Source organism: Thermococcus camini (assembly GCF_904067545.1).
Classification (GTDB): domain Archaea; phylum Methanobacteriota_B; class Thermococci; order Thermococcales; family Thermococcaceae; genus Thermococcus; species Thermococcus camini.
In genome coordinates this window covers 1,466,188-1,475,686 of the sequence record NZ_LR881183.1, presented here as the reverse complement: position 1 = coordinate 1,475,686, position 9,499 = coordinate 1,466,188, and the positions used below count along the sequence as shown (strand labels likewise).

At 54.4% G+C, this 9,499-nt stretch carries 13 protein-coding genes; 5 read left to right on the top strand and 8 right to left on the bottom strand.

Features of this window, described 5'->3' with window-relative positions; genetic code table 11:
* The first annotated feature begins 8 nt into the window (after positions 1 to 8).
* Complete coding sequence (gene mobB / locus TIRI35C_RS07985; RefSeq protein ID WP_188202429.1) at positions 9 to 743, top strand: molybdopterin-guanine dinucleotide biosynthesis protein B; 735 nt, start codon at positions 9 to 11, stop codon at positions 741 to 743.
* Here the strand turns inward: mobB and TIRI35C_RS07980 are convergent.
* The 3 genes from TIRI35C_RS07980 to TIRI35C_RS07970 all read right to left on the bottom strand — a co-directional run bounded on the left by TIRI35C_RS07980 (position 740) and on the right by TIRI35C_RS07970 (position 1,924).
* On the bottom strand, positions 740 to 1,216 hold the full coding sequence (locus TIRI35C_RS07980) for a PIN domain-containing protein (RefSeq protein WP_246454791.1): 477 nt from the start codon (positions 1,214 to 1,216) through the stop codon (positions 740 to 742). The two genes, mobB and TIRI35C_RS07980, sit on opposite strands and share 4 nt — an antisense overlap.
* Positions 1,216 to 1,416, bottom strand: coding sequence for a hypothetical protein (locus TIRI35C_RS07975; RefSeq protein WP_188202427.1), 201 nt, complete (start codon positions 1,414 to 1,416; stop codon positions 1,216 to 1,218). The genes TIRI35C_RS07980 and TIRI35C_RS07975 overlap by 1 nt, the downstream gene beginning before the upstream one ends.
* Positions 1,417 to 1,519: 103 nt before the next feature.
* The gene (locus tag TIRI35C_RS07970) at positions 1,520 to 1,924 is read right to left on the bottom strand and encodes a M67 family metallopeptidase (RefSeq protein WP_188202426.1); all 405 of its coding nucleotides are present in this window, start codon (positions 1,922 to 1,924) and stop codon (positions 1,520 to 1,522) included.
* A 64-nt stretch (positions 1,925 to 1,988) separates the two neighbouring features.
* Here TIRI35C_RS07970 and TIRI35C_RS07965 point away from each other — a divergent pair, with 64 nt between their 5' ends.
* Positions 1,989 to 2,138, top strand: coding sequence for a hypothetical protein (locus tag TIRI35C_RS07965; RefSeq protein WP_188202425.1), 150 nt, complete (start codon positions 1,989 to 1,991; stop codon positions 2,136 to 2,138).
* A 193-nt stretch (positions 2,139 to 2,331) separates the two neighbouring features.
* A complete protein-coding gene (locus TIRI35C_RS07960) occupies positions 2,332 to 2,481 on the top strand; it encodes a hypothetical protein (RefSeq protein ID WP_188202424.1) in 150 nt (49 codons plus the stop codon).
* A 1-nt stretch (position 2,482) separates the two neighbouring features.
* On the opposite strand, the gene TIRI35C_RS07955 is transcribed toward TIRI35C_RS07960, so the two are convergent.
* From TIRI35C_RS07955 to TIRI35C_RS07935, 5 genes are all read right to left on the bottom strand, one after another.
* The gene (locus TIRI35C_RS07955; RefSeq protein WP_188202423.1) at positions 2,483 to 2,980 is read right to left on the bottom strand and encodes a transposase; all 498 of its coding nucleotides are present in this window, start codon (positions 2,978 to 2,980) and stop codon (positions 2,483 to 2,485) included.
* An 84-nt stretch (positions 2,981 to 3,064) separates the two neighbouring features.
* Entirely contained in the window at positions 3,065 to 5,452 is a 2,388-nt protein-coding gene (locus TIRI35C_RS07950) for a CDC48 family AAA ATPase (protein ID WP_188202422.1), read from the bottom strand.
* A 134-nt stretch (positions 5,453 to 5,586) separates the two neighbouring features.
* Positions 5,587 to 6,075, bottom strand: coding sequence for an Hsp20/alpha crystallin family protein (locus TIRI35C_RS07945; protein WP_188202421.1), 489 nt, complete (start codon positions 6,073 to 6,075; stop codon positions 5,587 to 5,589).
* Between the two features lie 113 nt (positions 6,076 to 6,188).
* Complete coding sequence (locus TIRI35C_RS07940; RefSeq protein ID WP_188202420.1) at positions 6,189 to 6,473, bottom strand: hypothetical protein; 285 nt, start codon at positions 6,471 to 6,473, stop codon at positions 6,189 to 6,191.
* A 248-nt stretch (positions 6,474 to 6,721) separates the two neighbouring features.
* Complete coding sequence (locus TIRI35C_RS07935) at positions 6,722 to 7,600, bottom strand: MBL fold metallo-hydrolase (RefSeq protein ID WP_188202419.1); 879 nt, start codon at positions 7,598 to 7,600, stop codon at positions 6,722 to 6,724.
* 64 nt (positions 7,601 to 7,664) lie between these two features.
* On the opposite strand from TIRI35C_RS07935, the gene TIRI35C_RS07930 reads away from it, so the two are divergent.
* Both TIRI35C_RS07930 and TIRI35C_RS07925 read left to right on the top strand, forming a co-directional pair.
* Positions 7,665 to 8,603 (top strand): ABC transporter ATP-binding protein, encoded by a 939-nt coding sequence (locus TIRI35C_RS07930; protein WP_188202418.1) that lies wholly within the window; start codon positions 7,665 to 7,667, stop codon positions 8,601 to 8,603.
* Positions 8,600 to 9,415, top strand: a complete 816-nt coding sequence (locus tag TIRI35C_RS07925) for an ABC transporter permease (RefSeq protein WP_188202417.1) — start codon at positions 8,600 to 8,602, stop codon at positions 9,413 to 9,415. Before TIRI35C_RS07930 ends, TIRI35C_RS07925 begins: the two co-directional genes overlap by 4 nt.
* The last annotated feature ends 84 nt before the right edge of the window (positions 9,416 to 9,499 follow it).

Here is a 9,499-nt window from a genome sequence, read left to right as displayed (position 1 = left end):
GGATTCGGATGAGGGGCATTGCCTTCGTGGGCTTCAAGAAGAGCGGGAAAACGACGACGGTTGAGGCCGTCGCGAGGGTTTTGAAGGAACGCGGCTACCGGGTGGCAGTAGCTAAGAGCATGCACACCGACTTCGACAGAGAGGGGAGCGATACGTGGCGCTTCTCAAAGGTCGCCGATACCGTCCTCCTCAGGGCGAACGATACCGATGCACTGCTCTTCAACGCCAAGGACATCAACGCTCTCTTCTCGATGGTCTCCGCCGATTTCCTCCTGCTCGAGGGGTTTAAATCTCTTCAGCACGTCCCCAAGGTTATATGCGCGAGGAACGAGGAGGATGTGAGGGAGCTCAACGACGGCCTCGCGATAGCGGTGAGTGGGGTCATTGCCTCAGCCGGCGTTGATGAGGTGGATGGTCTCCAAGTTATAGATGCCACCAAAGAGCCGGAAAAGCTCGCCGATTTGGTGGAGACGAGGGCCTTCATGCTCCCCAACATAGACTGCGGCCTCTGCAGCTTCCGCTGTGCGGAAATGGCGAGGATGATAGTGAGCGGCGAGAAAACGCTGAGGGACTGCGTTGTCCTCAGCTCAAAGCCCAAGGTGACCGTTAAGATAGACGGGCAACCATTGCCCATGAAGGACTGGGTGCAGGAGCTCGTCGAGAAAACTATCAAAGGCATGCTCTCGGCGATGAAGGGCTACCGCGAGGGAAGGAGGATAGAGATAGTGATTAGGGACGATTAGGACTTAGATTCCCAGAAAGCGTCCGGAGAGAGCTCTACTATTTCTTTAGCTTCCCTAAAGTCGGTATCAAAGGTTGCCACTTTCTTCGCTCCATATTCGAGGGCAGTGGCTATTATCCTCGCATCGTGGGGTAGCATTCTGTAGTACTTCATGAGAACCAAAATCTTCGCCCAATCACGGGAGTCCGGAACGATCATGACATCAAAGCTCTCGAAAACCGCAAGTGCTCGCTTTCCTGTTTTGTAAACAAATTCTAAAAGGGAGCCATCTTTTGCAAGTTTCTCCTTAAGGTTGAGTGTGGAATTTATGCCGAAGTTCCTTCGGACCTCTCGCCTGATAACAATGAAGAGAAATTCATCAACAACTGTATCTGAAGTTATCTTGGGTTCTTTTGATGTTAGGATTTCCTCAGCGAGATCCGCAAACTCGCCGTTGGTCACATAATGGTAAAAGACGTTTGTATCAACGAACATCACTGCTCGTTCACCTCGGATCTAAGTCTCCTGAATTCCTCGTTTGTTCCCCCTTCCCCAAACATTCCCCGTCTTACAGTCTTAGTCAGCTCCTTTATCTCCCGCTTTACTTCCTCGGCCTCAAGCAGCTCTCGGACCGTCCTAATATCCAGTTCCCCAATGAGTTTTTTTATCGTGATGTCTTCCATACTCTCATTCACCTAGTCAGTAATTGGTTGTAAATGCTTAAAACATTTAATGACTTTAATCCATCAACACCTTAAATATCTCATCCGAAGAAGCTGTGTCTGAAAATAACAATGTTTATTCTGTCCCTACGACCTCAACCTCTACCTCTCGGATTTTGTCCCCTTCCAGCACATACGCCCCGTAGTTTCCCTTCTCGTCGACTATCAGCCAGACGACCGGCCAGAGCCTCATGCCCCTTAAATCCCTGCCGCTCGGCCTCGGCGGACACTTCAGGTGGGAGTGGAAGATGCCTACCACCTCAAGTCCTTTCTCCTCGGCCTCGTCGATTGCCCTCACCATCTCGAGCGGCTCCATCTCGAAGGCATCTCCACTCAACCTGTTGGGGACGAAGCGGACTTCCTCGACTTCAATCCGCTCCCCGTCCCTGTGGCCGAAGAGGAAGCCGCATATTTCGACGTCGCTCTTTTCTGTCATTTTGATGATCTCTTTTAAATCCACTTGTCGGATTATCAGCCTCATAGTTAAAATTCCCCCGTTAGACTTATAAAGCTTGGAGATGTGACGAAGTTCTGTCGGTGATATGATGAAATGGGCCCTTACCCTTCACGGTGGAGAAAACCACGGCGAAACCATAATATTCGAAACCGACACTGCTGACGAGGCAAGGCGTTTCGCGGTTCGGGAATTAAAGCGGAAGGACGCAAGGGTCTTCGAGCTGGAGAAGATCGAGTGATTCTCCTTTCCCAAATTATTCTTTCTGGCACTCTCTGCGGCGGGGCGACGCTTGTGGCTATCGGGACAAGTATGTACAACAAGGTATGTTTTAGTATGGACTATCATGTACTTTGATGTCAAAATGGATGCAACAATGTTTTTAAATCCTTTGAATTTCTTCATCACTCGCAGTGATATACTGGGGTGATGGCATGCTCGTGAGGATCGTCTACTACATGAACAACACCCTCCCCAGGGAGAGGATAGTCGTCACCAACGACATAAAGAAGGCGGAGAGGATAGCAAGAGAAGAAATGGAAAAGCTTCGCGCGAGGGGGTATGAGCTCGAGTGGGTGGCCTGAGCTACGCCCTTCCGATATTGGGAGGACCGACCGTCTGCTCAAGCCTGTAGATTATCAGGATGAGTCCCATCCACGTCGCAATAAAGTAGGCTGTTATCGCGACGAAGTGGAGCGGTATGGCAACGAGAAGCATGAGCCCGCCGGTCTTCAGCATCTCCGCACCGGTGTCGTCGGACATCAGGGAGAGGGCGCGGTAGAGGAAGTACAGGCTGAGGAACTGCAGGGTCAGGAAGACTACATGGACGGCGTTTATCACCGCGGGGCTGGTCTCCACGGGAGTTATTCTGAGTGTTCTGCTCCATCCCGAGATCCCGAGGACTATCTTTGCCCCGTAGAGGGGGAGTGAAGCGATGAAAACGATGAGCGACCTTCTGATGCTCTCCCTATACTCCACGAGCTCCTCCATGAGGAGCCAGAGGCCCACGAGGGCCAGCGGGTAGACGTACATCATCAGAACCAGAGTGAGCGCGAAAAGAAGCTCAAGCCTTCTAACGTTCATGGGGTCACCGTAGAAGAGTCGGTCTCAAAAGTTAAAAGGTTGAGGGGTTCAGCCCCCGCTCTGCACGAACGCTGGGAATTGTGGTCAACCGCGGGACTGCTTGAACTGCTCCTGAATCTTCCTGTAGTAGTCCATGGTTTCCTCGCTCACGCTGGGGCCTATCTTCTTCATGGCCTCCTCGAAGTCCTTCATCGTCACCTTGACCTTTCCCCTTATCTCGTCGGCCTTCATGCCGGGCCTTATTATGCCCTCCTGGAGCGCTCTCCTCATGGCGAGCATAGCGGCCTCTCTCACCACCGCCTCAATGTCGGCACCGGTGTAGCCTTCGGTTCTCTTGGCAAGCTCTTCGAGGCTGACATCCTCTGCCAGCGGAACTTTCCTGGTGTGCACCTTGAATATCTCCAGTCTGGCCTTCTCGTCTGGAGCGGGAACGAGTATGAGCCTGTCAAAGCGCCCAGGCCTGAGCAGGGCCGGATCTATGATGTCGGGCCTGTTGGTTGCCGCTATTACCACCACTCCGCTGTTCTCCTGAATTCCGTCCATCTCTGTCAAGAGCTGGTTGATGAGCCTGTCGGTAACCCTGTTCACGTCGGTTCCCCTGCGCGGTGCTATTGCGTCTATCTCGTCTATGAATATCACCGTCGGAGCAGCTTGCCTCGCCTTCCTGAATATCTCGCGGATGTTCTTCTCGCTCTCGCCAACCCACTTGCTGAGCACCTCTGGGCCCTTGATGGCGATGAAGTTGGCCTCGCTCTCGTTGGCGACGGCCTTTGCGAGTAGCGTTTTGCCGGTTCCCGGCGGACCGTAGAGGAGTATGCCCTTCGGCGGGGTTATGCCGAGCCCGAGGAAGGCCTCCGGGTACTTGAGCGGCCACTCCACCGCCTCTTTCAGCTCCTCCTTGACCTCATCAAGGCCACCTATGTCGTCCCAGCGGACGTTCGGAACCTCAAGGAGCACCTCTCTCAGAGCCGACGGCTCGACCATCTTGAGGGCCTCGTAGAAGTCCTTCCTGGTGACCCTGAGCTCCTCAAGGACCTCCTTGGGTATGTGCTCGGCCTCGAAGTCAATCTTGCCCTCCTTGATGAGCCTCCTGAGTGCGGCCATTGCAGCTTCCCTTGCCAGAGCCGCGAGGTCAGCGCCAACAAAGCCGTGGGTGACCTCGGCCAGCTCTTCGAGGAGTCCATCGATGAGCCTGGCCTTGACCTCGTCGTAGAGCTTCTCGTCTACGCCCCTGAGTATCTCCGGAATCTCCTCGTCCCTCGCGTTTCTGACCTTCATCAAAGCTTTCTCTGCGCTCTCGCGGTAGGCGTCGTTTCTCTCAAGCTCCTCCAGTATCTCCATTACCCTGCCCTTTCTGAACTCCGGCTCGATGGGCATTCCCCTGGTGTGTATCTGAAGTATCTCCTTCCTGCCGGTCTTGTCGGGAACGCCGACCTCAAGCTCGCGGTCAAACCTTCCTGGCCTCCTCAGGGCTGGGTCAATGGCGTCTGGCCTGTTGGTTGCGCCGATGACTATGACCTTTCCGCGGCTCTTCAGACCGTCCATCAGCGTGAGCAGCTGTGAAACGACACGCTTCTCGACCTCGCCGTGGGTCTCTTCCCTCTTTGGAGCTATCGCGTCGATCTCGTCTATGAAGATTATCGCCGGCGCGTTTTCTTCAGCCTCCTTGAAGACCTCCCTAAGCCTTTCCTCGCTCTCTCCGTAGTACTTGCTCATTATCTCCGGCCCGTTGATGGCTATGAAGTGCGCGTTTGCCTCGTTGGCAACGGCCTTTGCCAGGAGGGTCTTACCGGTTCCCGGCGGGCCGTAGAGTAAGACACCTTTGGGCGGCTCGATGCCGAGCTTCTCGAATATCTCCGGGTGCTTGAGCGGGAGCTCAATCATCTCCCTGACCTTCTGGATGACGTCCTTGAGGCCGCCGATGTCCTCGTAGGTGACGCCGAGGGCGGCGGTCTTGGAGACCTCCTTAACGGGTTTCTCGCTGACCTGGAACTCGGTGAACTCGGTTATCTGAACTATTCCAGCCGGGGTCGTCGCGGTTACCACGAAGGTCAGCTCCTGGCCGAGGATTCCGACCTTGATGTAGTCTCCTCTAACGACGGGCCTTCCGACGAGCCTGCTGTGGAACCACTCAACGAAGTCGTGGCCGAAGCGAATTGGCTCGGTTGGTGCAACGATGACCTTCTTCGCCTCCTTGACCTCGGCCTTCCTCACGGTAACCTCATCGCCGAGGCCGACGCCGGCGTTCTTCCTGATTGTTCCGTCCATCCTGATGATGCTCAGTCCTTCATCTTCTGGATAGGCCGGCCAGACAACTGCTGCTGTGTTCTTGGTTCCGATTATCTCGATGATGTCGCCGCTCTGGACACCGATCTCGCGCATGGCTTTGCGGTCTATCCTAACTATTCCCCTTCCAACGTCCCTCTGGTAAGCAGAGGCGACCTTGAGCTTAACTTCCCTCTTTTCGGTCATCTTTTACCACCTCCATACTTTTCATGACCGATGATCGTGAGATTTAACGTTTTCATTTTACTTGGGGGTTGCAGGGGGCGGAGCCCGGTATTAAATCAATGTGGGGCGAAGCCAAGATGGAAAACAACGAAAGGTCACTCGATCTTGACCTCGAAGCCCTCGCCTTTCTCCTTCTTCGGGGCCTTCTTGGGTATCTCTATCTCAAGGACGCCGTTGTTGTATCTGGCTTTCGCCTTCTCTGGAATGACCTCCTCTGGAAGGCGAATGACCCTACGGTAACCACTGTAGTAGCGTTCGATTCTTATTGCCCCCTCGGTCTCAAGCTCCTTCTCGCGCCTCACCTGGGCCTCAAGATAGACTGTGTCCTCTGTAACGCGGAGTTTGATGTCCTCTTTGCGCACTCCTGGCAGTTCAACCGTTATGACAAACCTGTCTCCCCTGTCGAAGATGTCCACGAAGGGCTCGCGCCAGGTCTCGCTGACGAACTCGTAGCGCTCGCTTGGCTCGCGGTAGCTCCAGAGCCTCGGGCCCCTAAAGACGTCCCTGAAGATGGCGTCGATCTCCTCCTGAATCTCCCTCATCAGGTCGAAGGGGTCCCAGTAGCGGTCCCTCCTCCAGACCATACTCCCACCTCCAACCTTTTGGTTACCAGTAGTAACTAAAAGTTTGGGGTTTATAAAGTTTTCCGTCTTTTAATGTGCATCGGTGACTAAAATCTGAAAAGAAGGTGGAAAGATCAAAGGTTGCTCAACATACGAACGAGCGGGTAGTAGATGTCATCGAAGCTCTCGTTTCCTCGGAGGGGATAAACGAACCTGACCTCCCTTCCGTCCACCCTGACCTCCATCTCTCTGGGCTCTTTTACCAATGTGAGCTCCGTGACTTCGAGCATGTCGCTGACTATTCGGGCTCTTCCAAGAAGAGAACCCCTGCTGATGCCCTTATTCATAATCTCCTCAAGCCTGGGCCTTAACCCGGTAACCCACTTTGGGCGAAACCTTCGTCTGGTTAGGGCCTCCATGGGTTCACCCCCGGATAATGGGAGAAGAAGGAAAGGGGCGCTTGGCTACCACCCCCTTTGGCTTGTTGACACGACCGACCTATTTCCGGGGCGGATTCAAGGCACTGCCGCGCTGTCCATAACTCACAGTGGGCCCATCAAACTCATACGAGTTTAAAAAATATTAGATTTTTGGCCAATTTTTTGGAAGATTTATCTGTTTAAATGGCTTTCAAAGGGAAAAGTTTGAGTTTTTGTTCCGGTCAGAGCTAGGTTTTTGTCATCATGTCCACCGGCTCTATGACGGAATTCTGGGATACTGGCTGAGCATCGTAGCCGAGTCCCCTCAAAATCCTCGCGAACTCCTCTGCAAAGCCATAAACAGTGAAAATCCTTTCCGGGTGCACCTTCTCCACTATTCGGACCAGCTCCCAGAAGTCGGCGTGGTTGCTGAGTTTCAGCCTTCCAAAACCGGAAACCGTAAGCTCCCAGGGTGAGATGGAGTTCTCAACCCGGGGCGAGCGGTAGGAGCGAAGGACGACCTCGCCGTCGGCCGAGATGTTGCCGAACCTAACCCCGAACTTCGAATAAACGAGCGCCACCTTGAGTATTTCCCTCGATGCTTTGACCGTGTAGCCGTGAAGGTCGAGTATCTTCATGACCTCCTGGGCTTTTCCGGTCTGGTTGACGTAGAGAACGGGCCTTTTGTCCCTCTCAAGGGCCTCCTCGACGAAGGCTATCAGCTTCTTCTCTGCTTCTCTCGGCGTTGGAAACGTGAAGCTTGGGACGCCGAAAGTGGCCTCGACTATTAGGAAGTCCGCCCTCGGAAAGCGGCTTTTCTCTGCAGTCCTCAGCTTGAACAGCTTTGTATCTCCTGTGTAGAACAGCGTGCCGTTTTCGAGCCAGAGCTTTATCCCGGCAGAGCCCAGCATGTGTCCGGCCGGATAGAGCTTCGCCTTGAAGTCGCCGATATAAAAGACCTTCCCGAACTCGATTTCCCTGTAGAAGCCGCCCTTCCGGAGGTGGCTGAGGAACTTGGTCGCCCTGGTGGAGTAGATGACCTCACCGCTGACGAAGTGGTCGGTGTGAGCGTGGCTCTGGAAGGCGAGCTTTGCGGAGCTGTCGAGGCCAACTTTCCCTATTATCATTACTTGAATATAAACCCCCGAAACCCTTATTTAGCTTCGTTTCGATATCCCTCTGGGTGTTGAGATGTCCACCTACATTATCGAGACCGAAAAGCTCACCAAGTTCTTCGGCAGGATGAACGTTGTGTACCATCTCAACCTGAAGGTTCCCAGAGGTGCAGTCTACGGCTTCCTCGGCCCCAACGGTGCCGGGAAGACCACCACGATAAAGATGCTGACCGGGGCTCTGAAGCCGACCTACGGTGAGATAAGGATTTTTGACCTCGATATGCCGCGCGAGAGGGTTGAAATAATGCGGAAGGTTGGCTACATGCCCGAAAAGCCCCTCGCGTATGAAGACATGACGATCTTCGAGTTCCTGACGTACATGGGTCGTCTCATTGGGCTTCCTAAGGGGGAGGCAATAAAGCAGGCGAGGGAGCTGATGGCCTACACGGGAGTTGGAAAGCTGGCATTTAACAGGATAAGGGAGCTCTCAAGCGGTCAGAGGCAGAGGGTCAGCTTTGCCATGGCCCTCCTCGGAAACCCTGAGCTTCTAATCCTCGACGAGCCCACGAGCAACCTCGACCCCCTCGGGAGGATGGAGTTCATCGGCAAGGTTCTGGAGCTGGCCAAGGCCGGGAAGACCATCTTCATAAGCTCTCACATAGTCAGTGAGATAGAGAGGACCTGCAACCACGTCGGCCTGATCAAGGACGGCCAGCTCATCGAACAGGGGCGCGTTAGGGACCTGGTGAACGTCGAGGGGACTGACTACGACGTCCTTGTCTCGGACAACGGGAAGCTCCTGGAGTTTCTGAAGGATAAGGTCTACGTCAGGGAGGCCTGGGAAGAAGAGGGAATCCTCCGAGTGAAGCTCGACGAGAGGTTCGCGGAGCAGTTCTTTTTAGAGCTCCCGATGTTTCTGGCCGAGAACGAGCTGGCGCTCAAGCTCTTCAAGTCCCATACGAGTCCGCTGGAGAGAATCCTGATGAAGCGCTTCAGCGTGGGGTGGAAAGAATGAGCGATGAAAGCATGAATCCATTTCAGAGCGCCCTCTGGGTGGTCTTTGAGAGCGAGTTCAGGAGATTGATCCGCTCAAGGAAGCTCAAGGTTCTCTTCTTGGCCACGTTCTTTCCCGCGTTCATCTACCTCCTCAGCCCGAATGCGTCAGGAACCGGCGTCAATGCAATGCTCAAGGCGTTCCAGGCACTCATGCTCGACCTGATCCCCAACTACTGGCTCGGCATAATCGGCCAGCTCATCGCGATAATCCTCATGAGCGACCTCCTCGCGGGCGAGATAGACAGGGGGACGATAAGGCTTCTCCTCGCGAGGCCGGTGAGACTGAGCGAGGTTGTCATAGCTAAGTTTCTCGCCGGACTCAGCTCCCTCGCGGTTCTCTTCGGGGTTCCTTACGCCGTTATCTGGCTCTACAGCCCGGTCGTTTACAGTGCAGGCGCGAAGGGCCTCTGGGAAGGTCTGTCCGACTTTCTCCTTGCCCTGGGGGCGACGCTCCTCGTTTTAGCTCTCCTCGGTGCCCTGGCCATGCTGGTCTCGGTCATCATAACGCGCCCGCTCTACGCCTCGCTGGCCACCTTCGGAGTCGTGTTCCTCCTCCAGTTCCTCCTGCCCCAGATCCCCTACATCAAAAACCCGGAGCGCTACACCCTCGGCTATCAGGCTGTGGTTCTGCTGAAGGCTGGATTCGATAGGATTGACCTGAGTACCTTCGTTGGAAATTCCTCCCATACGGCCGTCTTCTTCGGTGCAGTGGTGTTGCTGTTTCTCGCCGGCACCTGGGCGGTTCTCATAAACCGCGACTTCCCCGACTGATGGATAATTTATCCGATGTCAAGCACAACCTTTAGTTATGTAAAAGCTTTTTATAGGCCGGCGCCCAAATAGGGGCAGGTGGTA